The 16,318-nt window shown below is 73.8% G+C and carries 14 protein-coding genes and 3 pseudogenes; 4 read left to right on the top strand and 13 right to left on the bottom strand.

Features of this window, described 5'->3' with window-relative positions; genetic code table 11:
• The gene (locus IF45_RS0112230) at positions 1–1,515 is read right to left on the bottom strand and encodes an ATP-binding protein (RefSeq protein WP_030307333.1); all 1,515 of its coding nucleotides are present in this window, start codon (positions 1,513–1,515) and stop codon (positions 1–3) included.
• Positions 1,516–2,333: 818 nt separating this feature from the next.
• Here IF45_RS0112230 and IF45_RS0112225 point away from each other — a divergent pair.
• Positions 2,334–2,783, top strand: a complete 450-nt coding sequence (locus IF45_RS0112225; protein WP_018469505.1) for an ATP-binding protein — start codon at positions 2,334–2,336, stop codon at positions 2,781–2,783.
• Here IF45_RS0112225 and IF45_RS0112220 read toward each other — a convergent pair.
• The 3 genes from IF45_RS0112220 to IF45_RS0112210 all read right to left on the bottom strand — a co-directional run bounded on the left by IF45_RS0112220 (position 2,731) and on the right by IF45_RS0112210 (position 6,720).
• Positions 2,731–4,188, bottom strand: a complete 1,458-nt coding sequence (locus tag IF45_RS0112220; RefSeq protein WP_018469506.1) for an amino acid permease — start codon at positions 4,186–4,188, stop codon at positions 2,731–2,733. The two genes, IF45_RS0112225 and IF45_RS0112220, sit on opposite strands and share 53 nt — an antisense overlap.
• A gap of 168 nt (positions 4,189–4,356) precedes the next feature.
• The gene (argF, locus tag IF45_RS0112215; protein ID WP_030307330.1) at positions 4,357–5,385 is read right to left on the bottom strand and encodes an ornithine carbamoyltransferase; all 1,029 of its coding nucleotides are present in this window, start codon (positions 5,383–5,385) and stop codon (positions 4,357–4,359) included.
• Between the two features lie 96 nt (positions 5,386–5,481).
• Positions 5,482–6,720 carry an arginine deiminase gene (locus IF45_RS0112210; RefSeq protein WP_030307328.1) on the bottom strand — a complete coding sequence of 413 codons (1,239 nt, stop codon included), beginning with the start codon at positions 6,718–6,720 and terminating at the stop codon, positions 5,482–5,484.
• Positions 6,721–6,817: 97 nt separating this feature from the next.
• Between IF45_RS0112210 and IF45_RS0112205 the strand changes: the two are divergent.
• Positions 6,818–7,057: pseudogene (locus tag IF45_RS0112205) on the top strand (ornithine cyclodeaminase family protein); the annotation flags it as partial.
• Here IF45_RS0112205 and IF45_RS32280 read toward each other — a convergent pair.
• Positions 7,042–7,368, bottom strand: a pseudogene (locus IF45_RS32280) (3' terminal RNA ribose 2'-O-methyltransferase Hen1); the annotation flags it as partial. The pseudogenes IF45_RS0112205 and IF45_RS32280 sit on opposite strands and share 16 nt — an antisense overlap.
• A 65-nt stretch (positions 7,369–7,433) precedes the next feature.
• Complete coding sequence (locus IF45_RS0112200; RefSeq protein WP_008409673.1) at positions 7,434–7,943, bottom strand: NUDIX domain-containing protein; 510 nt, start codon at positions 7,941–7,943, stop codon at positions 7,434–7,436.
• 133 nt (positions 7,944–8,076) lie between these two features.
• Here IF45_RS0112200 and IF45_RS0112195 point away from each other — a divergent pair, with 133 nt between their 5' ends.
• A complete protein-coding gene (locus tag IF45_RS0112195) occupies positions 8,077–9,000 on the top strand; it encodes an LLM class F420-dependent oxidoreductase (RefSeq protein WP_008409671.1) in 924 nt (307 codons plus the stop codon).
• A gap of 86 nt (positions 9,001–9,086) precedes the next feature.
• Here IF45_RS0112195 and IF45_RS0112190 read toward each other — a convergent pair whose 3' ends face one another.
• The 4 genes from IF45_RS0112190 to IF45_RS0112175 all read right to left on the bottom strand — a co-directional run bounded on the left by IF45_RS0112190 (position 9,087) and on the right by IF45_RS0112175 (position 12,071).
• Entirely contained in the window at positions 9,087–9,566 is a 480-nt protein-coding gene (locus tag IF45_RS0112190; RefSeq protein WP_008409669.1) for a DUF6099 family protein, read from the bottom strand.
• Positions 9,567–9,838: 272 nt separating this feature from the next.
• Positions 9,839–10,234, bottom strand: coding sequence for a nucleotide pyrophosphohydrolase (locus IF45_RS0112185; RefSeq protein ID WP_030307324.1), 396 nt, complete (start codon positions 10,232–10,234; stop codon positions 9,839–9,841).
• Between the two features lie 11 nt (positions 10,235–10,245).
• A complete protein-coding gene (locus IF45_RS0112180; RefSeq protein ID WP_030307322.1) occupies positions 10,246–11,562 on the bottom strand; it encodes an AAA family ATPase in 1,317 nt (438 codons plus the stop codon).
• A 122-nt stretch (positions 11,563–11,684) separates the two neighbouring features.
• The gene (locus tag IF45_RS0112175) at positions 11,685–12,071 is read right to left on the bottom strand and encodes a cell division protein SepF (protein WP_010641374.1); all 387 of its coding nucleotides are present in this window, start codon (positions 12,069–12,071) and stop codon (positions 11,685–11,687) included.
• A gap of 185 nt (positions 12,072–12,256) precedes the next feature.
• Between IF45_RS0112175 and IF45_RS33880 the strand changes: the two are divergent.
• Positions 12,257–12,424, top strand: a pseudogene (locus tag IF45_RS33880) (plasmid stabilization protein); the annotation flags it as partial.
• A gap of 24 nt (positions 12,425–12,448) precedes the next feature.
• Here IF45_RS33880 and IF45_RS0112170 read toward each other — a convergent pair.
• The 3 genes from IF45_RS0112170 to IF45_RS0112160 all read right to left on the bottom strand — a co-directional run bounded on the left by IF45_RS0112170 (position 12,449) and on the right by IF45_RS0112160 (position 16,285).
• A complete protein-coding gene (locus IF45_RS0112170) occupies positions 12,449–14,830 on the bottom strand; it encodes a phosphoketolase family protein (protein WP_030307320.1) in 2,382 nt (793 codons plus the stop codon).
• Between the two features lie 70 nt (positions 14,831–14,900).
• Positions 14,901–15,671, bottom strand: a complete 771-nt coding sequence (locus IF45_RS0112165) for an ATP-binding protein (protein WP_030307318.1) — start codon at positions 15,669–15,671, stop codon at positions 14,901–14,903.
• Between the two features lie 140 nt (positions 15,672–15,811).
• Positions 15,812–16,285 (bottom strand): DUF6328 family protein, encoded by a 474-nt coding sequence (locus tag IF45_RS0112160; protein WP_003951514.1) that lies wholly within the window; start codon positions 16,283–16,285, stop codon positions 15,812–15,814.
• Between the last annotated feature and the right edge of the window lie 33 nt (positions 16,286–16,318).

Raw genomic sequence — 16,318 nt, 5'->3', positions numbered from 1 at the left:
TCAGGGCTGTCCTTCGGGGGGATCGGCGGAATCGTGCGGGTGGGGGTCGGTGGGCCCGGCGGGCGGCGGGTCCGGCTCGCCACGGCCGCCGGCGAAGAAGGCGTCCATCCAGTCGCCGGCCTCCTCGGGGGTGCCCGGGGCGGGGGCCGCGGCTCCCGCGGGCGCCTCACCGGCGGGGCCGGGGCCCTCCCCGCGCCGGGAGCGGCGCTGGGGCAGGCGGGAGCCGGGGGCGCGCCGGGGGCGTTCCCGGGGCGCGGGCGGCTCGGCGGCGGGGGCCGGCGCGGGGGCGGGCGGTGCGGCGGCGGGCGGCTGGGCGGAGCGGGACCCGGCGGGCTCCAGGGTCTCCAGCAGCTCCAGCGGGATCAGCACGACGGCGCGGACACCGCCGTACGGGGAGGGGCCGAGGTCGACCTGGAAGCCGTGCCGGTCGGCGAAGCGGCCGACGACGGCGAAGCCGGTCTGCGGGATCTCGCCGACCTCGCCGACGCCGAGGAGCCGGCGGCCGGAGACGATCTCGCGGGCGTGGCCGAGCCGGTACTCGTCGAGGCCCAGGCCGCCGTCGTCCACCTCGATCACGGCGCCGCGCTGCACGGCGCGGACGGTGACCAGCACGCTGGTGCGCGGCGGCGAGTACTCGGTGGCGTTGGCGAGGAGTTCGGCGACCAGGTGGATCAGCGGCTCGACCACCGAGGCGTGCACGCCGAGGTCGGGCTCTCCGGTGACGGTCACCCGGCGGTAGGCGACGATGCGGCCGGAGGCGGCGCGCACCACGTCGACCAGGGCGAGCGGCTTCTGCCACTGCTGGCCGGGCCACTCGCCGCAGAGCACCTTGAGGCTCTGGGCGTGGCGGGCCTGCTGGGTGGCGGCATGGTCGACCTGCATGGTGGCTTCGAGCAGGTCGGTGTCGCCGGGGAAGCGTTCGGCGAGGCCGGTCACGGTGGCCTGGATGCGGTGGGCGGAGGTCTGCACCCGGCTGGCCAGCTCCACCAGGGAGAGCCGCTGCGACTCGGCCTGGTCGGCGGCCTCCTGGGCGACCTCGGCGAGGAGCCGGTCGAGGAGGCCGGGGACCTCGGGCATCGTCCCGGCCAGCGCCGCGGCGGCCGGTCCGGCGGGCGGGATCCCCCCGGTCCCGGAGGTCGCGGCGGGCAGCCGCTCCTTCAGCAGGTGCACCAGCTCGTCGCGGACGTACCCGGCCTGTTCCTCCGTGTACGCGCGCCAGCCGGCGTCGCGGCGGACGGCCTCCTCGTCGCGGGCGGCGACCAGTCCGGCCTGGCGTCGCGCCTCGTCGAGCGCGGCCCGGTGGTCGCGGCGCAGCCGCTCCAGCAGGGCGAGGGCGGCCACTCCGGCGACGCCGGTGCCGAGCGCGGGGGCGACCGGGCCGTACCGGGCGATCAGGGCGGCGCCGGTGAGGAAGGTGGCGAGGGCGAGCGTCAGGGCCAGGGGCCACAGCAGCCGGGCCGTGCGCGCCGCGCGGCCGGAGCCGGGGCCGGGGGCGTGCAGGGGGGAACGAGCCATGGAGAACCTTCGCAGGGTGGATCGTGTCGGCCGGCGGGTGTACGGGTCCGGAGGGTCAGCCGCGGCTCCGTGCGGCCGCTCCCGTGGCGCCGGTCCGTCCCACGGGACGGCCGGACCGCGCCGACAAGGGCGAACTGCCTTGCCAGCAAGTGATCTTGACTGATCGTAACCTTGTCGGCGAAAAGCGGAAGCAGTGCCCCCGCACCCGTTCGCGCACACCGTCACGATCAGGCCACCCAGCGTGGGCACCACTTGGCCCGGTTCCTCCGGGAACGAGCGCCCGGTACGGAGAAGGGGGCGCCGCGGCGCGGCTCCGTGCCTCTGCGCACACCTGCGGCAACCTCCTCGCCCTCCGGGGCCCGACCGGGCGCGTATCACCGCGCCAGGCGGTCTCAAACCTGACGGACGGCCGGTGACCGGTGGGGCGGACGGGACGGGTGGGGCGCGCCCCGGTTCTCCCCGGGGCCGCACCGGCGGGAACGGTATGCGCACAGGAGGCGACAGAGAGGGACAGAAAGGAATGATCGGGGCGTATGACGAAGAATGGGGGACGTGAGGCGCGTCACACGCGAGGGGCGCCGACGGGGCCCGGGCGGGACCCGCGGAATCCGCAAAAGTCCCGGTGGGAGTGGCCGTGAGCCCTCCGCCGCACTCCGGTGGCCCGCGCCCCGCCCGGGCGGGAGACTTTCCAGGGACCGGCCGCGTCTTCGTACGCTGGAGCAAGCCCGTGGTTGAAGACTGCACAGCACCACCCCGGGCGGCGCACCACCCGAAGAGCCACGGCCTGGGAGCCGTACCCCGCTGAACGGATTACGCCCGTGTCCGAAGCCCCCGCCACCACGTCGTGGCGTGTCTCGCTGCCGCACTCGACCGCGGCCGTGCCGATCGCGCGTGCGCTCATCAGGAAGGCGCTCGCCGAGATCCAGCCGTCGGCGGACAGCGACACGGCCGAACTCCTCACCGCCGAGCTGGTCGCCAACGCGGTGGAGCACACCGAGGGCGACGACCCCATTCAGCTGGTGGTCGACCTGCTGGAGCAGCGGTGCCAGGTGGAGGTGCACGACCGCAGCCGCGCCACCCCGCCGAGCCTCGTGGGCGAGCTGCCGCCCGAGCCGCCCGACGTGTGGGCGGAGGGCGGCCGCGGGCTGCTGCTGATCCGCACGCTCAGCCTGTCGTGCGGGCACCGCCCCACCGAGACCGGCAAGGCGATCTGGTTCACCCTGCCGACGGCGGACCGTCCTGACGGGGCCCGGCCGGGGCCTCACTGAGCGCTCGCGCGGCGAGCGTGGAGTGCCGCCGCCCGTAGAGCGAGTAGACGAGGACGCCGACCGCGAGGAAGACCGCGAACTGGAGCCAGGTCAGCGGCCCCGTGCCGTAGATCAGGTACGCGCAGAAGGCGATGCCCGCGAGCGGGGTCAGCGGGAAGAGCGGGGCCCGGAAGCTGCGGCGCAGGTCGGGGCGGGTGCGGCGGAGCACGATCACGGCGACGTTGACGACAGCCATGGCGGCCAGGGTGCCGATGGTGGTCAGGTTGATGACCACGTCCAGCGGGACCACGGCGGCCGGGACCGCGAAGACGGCGGTGACGATCCAGGTGTTGGCGACCGGCGTCGAGGTCTTCGGCGAGACCCGCTCGAAGACGCGCGGGATCAGGCCGTCCCGGGACATCGACATCAGGATGCGGGTCTGGCCGTACATCACGGCCAGCACCACCGAGGCGATGGCGACCACGGCACCGAAGGCGATGACGCCGCCGCCGATCGCGGAGCCGGTGACCTGGTTGACGACGAGCGAGAGCGCGGCCGGCTGGTCGGCCACGTCGTCGGCGGAGAGCGCGCCGATGGCGGCGACCGCGACCAGGCAGTACAGGACGGTGACGACGCCGATGCAGATCAGCACGGCCGCCGGGATGTTCTTGCGCGGGTTCTTGACCTCCTCGCCGGCGGTGGTGATGGCGTCGAACCCGATGTACGAGAAGAAGGCGAGCGAGGCGCCGGAGGTGACACCGGCGACCCCGGCGGGCGCGAAGTCGGCGAGGTTGTCCTGCTGGAAGGCGCTGAAGGCGATGACGCAGAAGAGCAGCAGGATGCCGATCTTCAGCACCGCCATGATCGCGGTGGCCCGGGCGCTCTCGCGCACGCCGCGCACCAGCAGGACGGCGGCCAGCAGCATCACCACGACGGCCGGGAGGTTGACCACACCGCCCTCGCCGGGCGGGTTGGAGAGCGCCTCGGGCAGCCGCAGCCCGACCAGGCTGTGCAGCAGTTCGTTGAGGTACTGGCCCCAGCCGACGGCCACCGCCGAGATGGAGACGCCGTACTCCAGCAGCAGGCACCAGCCGGTGAGGAAGGCGGCGCGCTCGCCGAGGCTGGCGTAGGCGAAGGAGTACGAGCTGCCGGAGACCGGCATGGCGCCGCCCAGCTCCGCGAAGGAGAAGGCGGTGAAGACGCAGGTCACGGCGGCGAGCACGAAGGAGATCACGACGGCGGGACCGGCCTCGGCGACGGTGTCGGAGAGGCCGACGAAGATGCCGGTGCCGACCACGGCGCCGATGCCGAAGCAGACCAGCTGGAACAGGCCCATGGTCCGCTTGAGGCCGTGGCCCTCCAGGTCGGCGCCGGACTCGGCGACCAGCAGTTCCGGCGACTTGACGCGCGCTGCGGTGGGGCGCATGGGGTGGTGCTCGCTTTCGGTGGTGCGTGGGGGGACGGCCCGCCTCCGGGGTGGGGCGCGGGCCGCGGGCGCAACGGGCGAGGGCCCGGACGGTCGGTCCGGGCCCCCACGCAGTCGCACGACCACCCTAACGGATGGTTATGCGCATATTTACCACCGAGCGTATGACTATCCACTCACCCCGGCACCGCCCGCCGGGCCCGCGAGGGTGGCGACGAGGACGGCCTTGATGGTGTGGAGCCGGTTCTCCGCCTGGTCGAAGACGGCGGAGTGCGGCGACTCGAAGACCTCGTCGGTGACCTCCAGCGAGGTCAGGCCGTGGCTCTCGTGGATCTGCCGCCCGACCTCGGTGCCGAGGTCGTGGAAGGCGGGCAGGCAGTGCAGGAAGACGACGTCCGGGTTGCCGGTGGCCGCCAGCACCTCACTGGTGACCGCGTACGGCGCGAGGGCGGCGATCCGCTCGTCCCAGACGCTCTTGGGCTCGCCCATCGAGACCCAGACGTCGGTGGCGACGAAGTCGGCGTCCCGCACCCCGACGTGGACCTCCTCGGTCAGCGTGATCCGGGCACCGCTCCGGCCGGCGAGGCGGCGGGCCTCGTCGACGATGTGCTGGGCGGGCCAGTAGGCGCGCGGGGCGACGATCCGGATGTCCATGCCGAGCAGGGCGCCGGTGATCAGGTAGGAGTTGCCCATGTTGAAGCGGGCGTCGCCCAGGTAGGCGAGGACGACCTGCTCCAGCGGCTTCGCGGTGTGCTCGACGACGGTCAGCACGTCGGCGAGCATCTGGGTGGGGTGCCAGTCGTCGGTCAGCCCGTTGAAGACCGGCACGCCCGCGTGGGCGGCCAGCTCCTCGACGGTGGCCTGGCTGTCCCCCCGGTACTCGATGCCGTCGAACATCCGGCCCAGCACCCGCGCGGTGTCCTTGGCGGACTCCTTGTGCCCCATCTGCGAGCCCGACGGGTCCAGGTAGGTCGTGGAGGCGCCCTGGTCGGCGGCGGCCACCTCGAAGGCGCACCGGGTGCGGGTGGAGGTCTTCTCGAAGATCAGCGCGATGTTGCGCCCGCGGAGCCGCTGGACCTCGGTCCCGGCCTTCTTGGCCGCCTTCAGCTCGGCGGCCAGCGCGACGAGTGAGCGGAACTCCTCGGCGGTGAAGTCCAGCTCTCTGAGGAAACTGCGACCGGTGAGGTCTGTCGCCATGGGGCGCTCCTGGGGTGCGAATACGATGACCATGGAAGTCTATACGACCACCCACATGAATATACGACCGCCGTCGCGCCGACCCTCTACCCCCCTCTACCCCCCGACGGCGTCCCGCTCCACCGGACAGCTCATGCAGCGCGGCCCGCCCCGCCCGCGCCCCAGCTCGCTGCCCTGGATCTCGATGACCTCCAGCCCCTCGTCCCGCAGGTAGGTGTTGGTGGTGGCGTTCCGCTCGTAGGCGACCACCACCCCCGGCTCGACCGCCAGCACGTTGCACCCGTCGTCCCACTGCTCCCGCTCGGCCGCGTGCACGTCCTGGGTGGCGGTGAGCACCCGGATCGCCCCGAGCCCCAGCGCCGCCGCGATCGCCCGGTGCATGTGCTCCGGCGGATGGTCGGTGACCTTCAGATCGTGCGTCCCGACACCCGGCTCGATGGTGTACGACCGCAGCATGCCGAGCCCCGCGTACTGGGTGAAGACCTCCGGGGCGACCATCGTCATCACCGTGTCCAGGTGCATGAAGGCCCGGCGCTTCGGCAGGTCCAGCGCGACGATGGTGCGGGCCGAGCCTGCCGCGAAGAGCCGTCTGGCCAGCATCTCCACCGCCTGCGGGGTGGTCCGCTCGCTCATCCCGATCAGCACGGCGCCGTTGCCCAGCACCAGCACGTCACCGCCCTCGATGGTCGAGGGGTAGCACTCCTGCCCTTCGGACCAGGTGTGGAAGGGGCGGGCCTGCTCGGTGGCGAAGAGCGGGTGGTGGCGGTAGACCGCCTCGAAGTGGACCGTCTCGCGCTGCCGCGCCGGCCAGCGCATGGCGTTGACCGAGACACCGTCGTAGATCCAGGCGGAGGTGTCCCGGGTGAAGAGGTGGTTGGGCAGCGGCTGGAGGAGGAAGTCGTCCTGCTCCATCACATGGAAGCGGACCGAGAGCGGTTCCGGGTGCAGGGCCAGGTACTCGCGCTTGGTCATCCCGCCGACCAGGACCGAGGCCAGCTCCCCCGACTCCATCGTCTCGAAGGCGGCCCGCAGATGGCCCGTGGCGAGCGGCCCGAACTCCCGCTCGTCGAAGACCCGCCCGAGCACCAGTTCCCGCGCCGGGGACAGCTCCAGGCTCTCCCGCAGCAGGTCGCCGAAGAGGTGGACGTGCACCCCCCGGTCCCGCAGCACCTCGGCGAACCCGTCGTGCTCCTGCTGCGCCCGGCGCACCCAGAGCACGTCGTCGAAGAGGAGCGCGTCCTTGTTGGTGGGCGTCAGCCGCTTCAGCTCCAGCCCCGGCCGGTGCAGGACGACCCGGCGCAGCTGCCCGACCTCGGAGTCGACATGGAATCCCATGCCCCTCATCCTCACCGGCCGGCGAGCGGTTCACTCGGCGAACGGGGGGCGAGTACGCCGGTACTCCCCGTCTCCCCGTCTCCCCGACCATGGCCGGGTGACTCTCCTGCTGACCAGGAACGACCTGGAAACCCTGCTGGCCCCGGCGGACTGCCTGGCCGCGCTGCGCGGGGCCTTCCGCACCGCCGGCGCCTCCCCCGTCCCCGGGCAGCGTGTCGTGACCGGGCTGCCGTTCCCCGGTACGGCCACCGCGCTGCTCCCCGGGCTCCTGCCGGGCGTCGAGGCGTACACGGTGAAGGTCAACGCCAAGTTCCCCGGCGCACGGCCCGCGCTGCGGAAGACGGCGCCGAGCGCCACCGCCAGCAGCGAGGAGGCGGCGTAGGGCCGGTCGTTCACGTACTGGCCGAGGGACGAGTCCGGGGCGCCGCCGCGTCCCTTGCCCTTGCCGGCGCGGACCAGCGCGACCGCGTCCACCTCCAGCAGCAGGGCGGCCGTGCACCGCTCGTTCGACGCCTCCGGGTAGAAGACGTGCGCGGTGCCGTGCGAGGTGGTGAACGCCTGCGCCTTCTCCGGATGCTTGTGCAGCAGGAATCCGAGGTCGGAGGCGGGACGTCCGGGGCGGCCTTGGGTGGTCAGGGTGAGGAACACCAGGCCGATTATGGCCAGGTGAGCACCGGTGGGCGAGCTGTTTTCCGGGGCCGGCGGCGGGCCGGTCAGGTCACCGGGTAGCCGTCGCGCAGGCAGAGGGGACGGCCGGTGCGCAGCGCGTCGCGGACCGGGCGGAGCCGCCGGGCGCGGTGCGGACCGAGGTGCCGTGTCCACTCCTCGACCGAGAGCAGGAGCCAGTCGTCGTGCTCCTCCGAGAGGCGGATGCTGTCCAGCCGCTCCGGTTCCAGGACGGGGGCACGGAAGAAGTGCTGGACGGCCGGCTCGCTGTCCTCGAAGGTCACCCAGTCGTACCCCAGCAGCCGGGGCGGGCCCACCAGTTCGTAGCCGATCTCCTCGCGGGCCTCGCGGACGGCGGTGGTCCACGGGTCGTCCTGGGCGTCCCTGACCCCGCCGACGAACTGCCAGCTGTCCTCGTAGGTGGCGTGGACCAGGAGCAGCCGGTACTCCGCGTCGTGCAGGACCAGGGCCGAACAGGCGGTGTTGCGGGGCAGGGAGGCGAGCCAGTCGGCGCGGGAGAGGCGGGCCGGGGAGTCGGCCAGGGTGGTGTCGGTCATGGCTCCCACCCTGGACCGTGCGGCGGGCCGGGCACCGGGGGTTCGCCGCACGACCACTCGAAGGTGCGCATCCGCGGCGGACGGGTCCGGTGGGGCGTCCGCGCCGCGAGGGCGGCGGAGGCAAGATGGAGTCATGGATCTTCGCGTATTCACCGAACCCCAGCAGGGCGCCACCTACGACACGCTCCTCCGCGTCGCGCGGGCCTCCGAGTCGCTGGGCTACTCCGCCTTCTTCCGCTCCGACCACTACCTGCACATGGGCTCCGTCTCCGGCCTGCCCGGACCGACGGACGCCTGGATCACCCTCGCCGGCCTCGCCCGGGAGACCGAGACGATCCGCCTCGGCACCCTGATGACGGCCGGGACCTTCCGGCTGCCCGGGGTCCTCGCCATCGAGGTGGCCCAGGTCGACGCCATGTCCGGCGGCCGGGTGGAGCTCGGGCTCGGCTCCGGCTGGTACGAGGAGGAGCACAGCGCGTACGGCATCCCCTTCCCCAAGGAGAAGTTCGGGCGGCTGGAGGAGCAGCTGGCGATCGTCACCGGGCTGTGGAAGACGCCGGTCGGCGACCGCTTCGACTTCGACGGGACCTTCTACCAGCTGAAGGACTCCCCGGCCCTGCCGAAGCCCGCCCAGGAGCGGGTGCCGGTGCTCATCGGCGGCCACGGCGCCAAGCGGACGCCGGCGCTGGCGGCGCAGTACGCCGACGAGTTCAACATCCCGTTCGCCTCGGTGGAGGACACCGCGACGCAGTTCGGCCGGGTGCGGGCCGCCGCCGAGGAGCGCGGGCGCCCCGCCGACAGCCTGGTGTACTCCAACGCCCTGGTCGCCTGTGTCGGCCGGACGGACGCCGAGGTGAAGCGGCGCGCCGAGGTGATCGGCCGTGACGTGGACGAGCTGAAGGCCAACGGGCTGGCCGGTTCCCCGGCCGAGGTGGTGGAGCGGATCGCGGCCTTCGAGGCGGTCGGCTCGCAGCGCATGTACCTCCAGATGCTCGACCTCGACGACCTGGACCAGCTGGAGCTGATCTCCGCCGAGGTCATGCCGCAGCTCTCCTGACCCCCGGGCCGGGCTCCCGCGCCGCACGCGCGCCGGCGGGAGCCCGGCGGGGCCCCAGCCGCTGTCCGGTGCCCGCACGGCGCCCCTCATCGCAGCTCGGCGGCGGAGCCGCGCCCGGAGTGGCCCGAACTCTCACCGAGGGCGCGGAGCATGTCGAGGACACGGTCGCGGGCCTCGTCGGCCGCGTCGATCGCCTCGACCGAGGCCCAGTACAGCGCCTCCTGGTACACCCCGCAGGCGAGGCCGACCAGGGCGATGCCCACCTCGCCGAGGAGTTCGGCGAGGGCGAGCAGGGTGGCCTCCACGTCCGGGGCGCGGGTGAGCCGGACCGCTCGCGGGTCGCCGCGGCAGGGCACCGGCAGCTCCGTCGCCTCGGCGGCCCGGCCGCCGGGGCTGCTCAAGGCGAGCGCGGCCTCGCGCAGTTCACGCGGGCCCTCCTCGGCGAGGAGGGCCCCGACGGCCCGGCTCAGCGCCTGCGCCTCCCACACCTCCGCGGTGATGGTCTCCAGGCTGTGGCCGTGCAGCAGCGCCTGCCGGTTCATGGTGATCAGTCGCAACGCGTCCATGCCGCTCCCCCGTTCGCTCACCGCGCCCCGGGAGCCGCCGGCGCCCGGCGCTCACCGCCACGCACCCGCGGGCGGGCATGGAGCGGTGGCGCCGGGCGCCCGGCGGAGACCCCGAGCGCAACAGTCCACTACCCAGAGTGAGGTACTGCGCGCCGAAACACCAGAGGAAATCGGAAATCTGTGGACACAGGATCGATTGTGGACAACTCGATCACTCCGGAGAGTGAGATGGCGCGGAAGAGGACTGGGAGTGCTCCCGTGCGGCCGGGGGTTCAGCGGTCGAGCGGATACGGCCCGGCGGGGAAGCGGCGCTCGTTGCGGTCGATCTTCGCGGCCAGCGCCTCCAGCGCGTCGATCCCCAGCACCTCGCAGAGCTGGAGCGTGTAGGCGAGCACGTCCGCGACCTCGTCCCGAACCCGGAAGGCACTCTCCGGGTCGTCCATGACGGCCGCCGCCCGTTCCGGCGTCAGCCACTGGAAGATCTCCAGGAGTTCGGCGGCCTCGACGCTGAGCGCCGCGGCCAGGTTCTTGGGCGTGTGGTACTGCCCCCACTCCCGCGCGGCGGCGAACCGGGCCAGCCGCTTCTGGAGTTCCTCCGCGGTGAGCCCGCCCGCCCCGGCCGGCCGCTCCGCCTGTGGCCCCTGCCCCGCCCGCTCCGCTGCGTCCACTGCCCCGCTCCTCATCCGTTCCCGGCCCCGTCCGGCGTCAGGTCTACCACCGTCAGCCCCTCGACCGCCGCCCCGTCCGCCCCGAGCGCCTCCCCGGCGTCGCGGACGGTCCCGATCAGCCGGATGTGCCCGCGCGACACCGCCCGCCCGGCCAGGGTGACCAGCCCCCGCAACTGCCGGGTGTCCAGGTCGCGGTCGAGGCTGTCGGCGAGGACGGTGAGGCTCTGGTAGGCGTGGGGCACCTCGGCGGCCGGGTCGAACTCCAGCACACCCGGCCCGGTGAGGAGGACCAGGCAGAGCGCCAGGTGGCGCAGTTCGCCGTCGCCGAGCCGGGCCAGCGGGGTGTGCCGGCCCGCGCCCCGGTCGAGCAGGGCCTCGACCAGGCCGCCGGGGCGCACCTCGGCGAAGACGTCGTGGACCGGGCGGAGCGCGGCCTCGCGCACGGCGGAGACGAGCAGGCCGTGGCGGATGGCGCACTCGGTGCGGGTCCGCAGGAGCACGTCGGCGAGGTTGTCGCAGCCCGACAGCAGCCGTCCGCTGGAGACCGGCACCGGGGCGCGCATCGCGGCGGGCCGGGGTTCGCAGGCGTAGACGGAGCGCAGGGCGACGACGACCTGTTCGGCGGCGGCCAGGACCCGCTGCTCGCCCTGGGTCCGCCCGCCGACGCGCAGCGGCAGCATGGCGGTGGTGAGCCGGTCGTCCGAGAGGGCGCCCCGGGTGACCGGCGCCGCTCCGGCGGTGTGCCAGGCCGCGTGCACGAAGCGGCGGCCGGGGTTGCTCAGCGCCGTCTCCAGCAGGGTGGTGCCCTGCCAGGTGAGGCGTTCGCCGACGATGCGCAGGGCCGGTTCGACCTGCACGGCGAGGTCGAGGCGGACCGGTCCCACGGGTCCGTCGACGGTGCAGCCGATGCGGAAGCCGCGCCGCTGCTGGGCGTCGGGGCGGGCGGTCTCCGGGACGCAGGCGGCCGGGTCGGGGAAGACCTTCTCCAGGCTGGTCCCGGAGCCGAGGGCGGCGAGGGCGGCGTAGGCGCCGAGGACGGTGGAGCGGCCGCTGCCGCTGGGTCCGGCGAGGAGGGTGAGGGGGCCGACCGGAATCCGGGTGCGGCGCAGGCCCGCGTAGGCGGAGAGGTACAGCTCGGTGACGGCGGGGCGCGGTCTCGCCGGGGCGGCGGCCTCGTCCTCGGGGGCCGCTTGGGGCGGCGGGTCCGAGGGGTGGCGGCGCGGTTCGGGGACGGTGTCGCCGGAGCGGCGCACGGAGGCGGCGCCGAAGGGCGGGGCGGAGGGGCGCGGGCGGCGGCTGCCGGGGGTGAGCTGCGGGGGGACCGTCATGCAGCGGACCGTAGACAACGGTGTCGGAGCTGAACCGTTTTACCCCGGAATCGTTCCTACGATCGGGGGACCGAGGGAGCCCCGGAACTCCCCGGCGGCGGGCCGCCGCCGGGGAGTTCCGGTCAGCCCTGCGGGGTGACGCTCTCCACCAGGCCCTGGACCTCCATGCCGGGCGGGGCGAGGAGGAAAACGTTCCGGTCGACGCGGTGCATGCCGCTGCCGAGGCCGAAGACGACCCCGCTGCTGAAGTCCAGGACGCGCTTGGCGACGTCGGTCTCGGCGCCGCTGAGGTCGAGGAGGACGGGGACGCGGGTCATCAGCGTCTCGGCGACGTCGCGGGCGTCGGAGAAGACGTTGACCCGCATGACCACGAACCGGCGCCTCGGCTCGGTCCGGGCTTCGGGGGTGGCGCGGTGGCCCGGCCAGGACGGCCAGGCGTCGCGGCCCCGCAGGGGGACGACCTGGGCGAGGCCCTCCCACTGCTCATCGGTGACGTCGTGGCCGTTCACTGCCCCCACCCCGTCCGGGCTCGCTCGGTTGTCTGCATTCCGTAATTCTGACGCGCTTCACCCGATCGGCCCAACTGCGACACGGTCCGCACGGAGCGGCAGTGGCGTCGGTGCCGTCGTGCGGGTACGCGTACCCCTTGCCAGACTGGTGAACCAGGGGGCCGGCCCGAAGGGAGACGCCAGGAATGCCACGCGGATCGAACGCCAAGCGGGAGCGGCAGTACGAGGACATCAAGGAGAGCGAGGAGAAGCGCGGCGTGGGTGAGAAGCGCGCCGAGCAGATCGCGGCGCGCACCGTGAACAAGGCGCGGGCCCGTGCCGGCGAGGCGAAGGGCGGGCCCCGGCGGAGTTCCGCCGGGGCCCGCCCGCCGTACGTCTCAGCCCTCCCAGCGCCAGTCGGCGACCTCCGGCATGTCGCTGCCGTGTTCGCGGATCCACCGGTGGTGGCGGAAGCGGGCGTCGGCCATCGCCTGGCGCAGTCCGACCGCCCGCACGCCGAGCCCGGGGACCCGGTCGATGACGTCCATGACCAGCCGGTACCGGTCGAGGTCGTTGCGGACCACCATGTCGAAGGGGGTCGTGGTGGTCCCCTCCTCCTTGTAGCCCCGTACGTGCAGGTGGTCGTGGCCGTGCCGCCGGTAGGCGAGACGGTGGATCAGCCACGGATAGCCGTGGTACGCGAAGATGACCGGCTTGTCGCGGGTGAACAGCGCGTCGTACTCGGCGTCCGGCATGCCGTGCGGGTGCTCGCCCTGGGGCAGCAGCCGCGCCACGTCCACGACGTTGACCACGCGGAGGCTCAGTTCGGGCAGGTGGCGGCGGAGCAGGCCGGCGGCGGCCAGCACCTCCTGGGTGGGGACGTCTCCGGCACAGGCGAGGACCACGTCCGGTTCCCGGGTGCCGTCCTCGGTCCCGGCCCACGCCCAGGTCCCGGCGCCGCGGGCGCAGTGGGCGCGGGCCTGCTCCAGGGTCAGCCAGTCGAAGGTGGGCTGCTTGCCGGAGATGATGACGTTGACGTAGTCGCGGCTGCCCAGGACGTGTTCGGCGGCGGCGAGCAGGGTGTTGGCGTCCGGCGGCAGGTAGACGCGGACCGCCTCGGGGCTCTTGTTGAGGATGTGGTCGACGAAGCCGGGGTCCTGGTGCGAGAAGCCGTTGTGGTCCTGGCGCCAGACGTGCGAGGTCAGCAGGTAGTTGAGGGAGGCGATGGGGCGCCGCCAGTCGAGCCTGCGGGAGGCGCGCAGCCATTTGATGTGCTGGTTGACCATGGAGTCGACGATGTGCGCGAACGCCTCGTAGCAGGAGAAGAGGCCGTGCCTGCCGGTGAGCAGGTACCCCTCCAGCCAGCCCTGGCAGAGGTGTTCGGAGAGGACCTCCATGACGCGGCCGTCGCGCGAGAGGTGTTCGTCGGTGGGGTAGGTCTTCTCCTCCCAGGTCTTGCCGGTGGCGCCGTAGACGGCGTCGAGCCGGTTGGAGGCGGTCTCGTCGGGGCCGACCAGGCGGAAGTCGCGCCGGGCGGCCGTGGCGGCCATCAGCTCCTCCAGCCAGCCGCCGAGTACCTGGGTGGGCTCGCTGGTGCTCTGCCCGGGCGCCGGGACCTCCACCGCGTGGCCGGCGAGGCCGGGCAGTGGGAGGTCGCGGGTGAGCCGGCCGCCGTTGGCGTACGGGGTGGCGCCGAGGCGTGCGTCACCCTCGGGGACGTAGCGCAGGACCTCGGGGCGGGGGCGGCCGTCCTCGTCGAAGAGTTCCTCGGGGCGGTAGGAGCGCATCCACTCCTCCAGCTGGCGCCGGTGGTCGTCGTCCTCGCGGACGCCGGGCAGCGGGACCTGGTGGGCGCGCCAGGTGTTCTCCACGGGCAGGCCGTCGACCTCGCGGGGGCCGGTCCAGCCCTTGGGGGTGCGCAGGACGATCATCGGCCAGGAGGGGCGTTCGACGGCGCCCTGGACGCGGGCGCGCTCCTGGATGACGGCGATCCGGTCGAGCGCGGTGTCCAGGGCGAGCGCCAGTTCCCGGTGGACGGTCTCCGGGTCGTCGCCCTCGACGTGGAGCGGGTCGTGGCCGTAGCCGCGCAGCAGGGCGTCGAGTTCGTCCTCGGGGAGCCGGGCGAGGACCGTCGGGTTGGCGATCTTGTACCCGTTGAGGTGGAGGATCGGCAGGACGGCGCCGTCGTGGACGGGGTCGAGGAACTTGTCCGAGTGCCAGGAGGCGGCGAGCGGCCCGGTCTCGGCCTCGCCGTCGCCGATGACGCAGGCGACGAAGAGATCGGGGTGGTCGAAGGCGGCGCCGTAGGCGTGGGTGAGGGCGTAGCCCAGTTCCCCGCCCTCGTGGATCGAGCCGGGGACGTCGGGGGCGACGTGGCTGGGGACGCCGCCGGGGAAGGAGAACTGCTTGAAGAGGCGGGCCATGCCGTCGGCGTCGCGCGGGACGTCCCGGTAGACCTCGCTCCAGCTGCCCTCCAGCCAGGAGTTGGCGACGACGGCCGGGCCGCCGTGGCCGGGTCCCCATACGGCGAGGGCGGTCAGGTCGCGGTCCTTGATCACCCGGTTGAGGTGGGTGTACACGAGGTTCAGCCCCGGCGAGGTGCCCCAGTGCCCGAGCAGCCTGGGCTTGATGTCCTCGGGGGTGAGGGGGCGGGTGAGCAGGGGGTTGTCCATCAGGTAGATCTGCCCGACGGCCAAGTAGTTGGCGGCGCGCCAGTGCGCGTCGAGGGCGGCGATCTCCTCGGCGGAGGGTCCGCCGGTACGGTCGGGGGCCTGGCTCATGCGGGATCTCCTGGGGGAACGGGGCGCGGCCCCCGCCGGACGGGCCGGACGGGGGCCGCGCGGACGTCGTTCAGCCCACGCTGACGGCGGGCGGCGGGCAGGGGCACGCCCCGGTCAGCAGAGGCTGCGGGGTGCCGGGCAGGCCGGCCGCGCCCTGCGGGAGGTCGACGCGCCGGGTGCACCAGACGACCTTTCCGCTCTCCGTGTGACAACTGCCCCAGCTGTCGCAGAGCACACCGATCCGCGCGAGTCCGCCGCCCCGCTCCAGGCGGCGCGGCATCGTCGTGCAGGTGTCGGCGACGGAGACGGTCAGCCGCCTTCCGGCGAGCCGCAGTTCGACCGTGCAGGGGGCGTCCTCCCCGACGTGCCGGACGACGTTGCCGAGGAGTTCGGTGAGCGCCTTGCCGAGCGGGCCCGTCTGGCGCTCCAGGCCCCAGTGGCCGAGGTAGGCGGCGGCGATGCGCCGGACCCGGTCGATCCGGTCGGTGCCGATCCGCAGGTCGAGGCGGTAGATCCGGTCGGCCCGGCCGGTGTCGAAGGTCAGCGTCCCGGTGGGGGCGGAGGGCTCGGCCGGGCGTTCGGCGCGCGTGACGCGGACGGCGTGCCCGGCGTCCTCCCCCGCCGGGGACGCCCCGGGGAGCGAGACGGTCCGGGCCGCCTCGGGCGCGGTACGTCCGGCGGGCGGCGCGGGGCGCGGGCGTTCGGGCGCCACGGGCGGGGCGAGTGCCTCCGGGGCGGCGAGGGTGCCGGGGCCCGGGACCGGCACCGGGGGCGCGGCCCCGGCGGCGGTGGTGAGTACGGCTTCGGCCGTGGGCTCGGTGCTGTCGAAGGACAGGGACATGGTCGCGGCTCCTGTACGAGGCTCACGCGCTCCCCCTTCGAACCGGCACCCCCGACCACGCGGCGTGAGCTATTGCCTCTTCTGGGTCACCCACAGGGTCACCCGGCGCGTGGTGCGCCGCAACCGGAGCGCGGGAGCCGTCAGCCGGCCCGGGTGTCCCGTATCAGGGCGAGCACCGGGAAGACGAACCAGCACAGCACGAACCACACCGCCATCGCGGCGACCAGCCAGAACGCCAGGGAGTTGTGCATGGTGACCCGGAGGACGAGCAGCAGGGCGGCGCACATCGTGCAGAGCAGCAGGATGAGCCCCAGCACGGTCAGCCGGGAGGCCCAGACGACGGTCTGGGGTTTGAGGCGGCGGCCGGTGAGGAGCCGGTGGTAGGAGACCGGCCCGATGAGGGCGGCGGCGGTGGCCGCCGCGAGCACGACGGTCACCAGGTAGATGGTGCGGTCGGTGTGGCCCAGGTCCTCGAAGCGCTCCTGGAAGGCGACCGCCAGCAGGAAGGCGAACAGCACCTGGACACCTGTCTGGGCGACCCTCAGCTCCTGCAGCAGCTCGCCCCACTGACGGTCCGCCCGCTCCTCGCGGGTCTCGGTGCGGCCCGTCTCCACGGGTACGGGCTCCGGTCCGCGCGCTGCAGTCGA

The organism is Streptomyces albidoflavus, assembly GCF_000719955.1.
Classification (GTDB): Bacteria; Actinomycetota; Actinomycetes; order Streptomycetales; family Streptomycetaceae; genus Streptomyces; species Streptomyces albidoflavus.
This window is presented reverse-complemented; position numbering and strand designations above follow the sequence as displayed.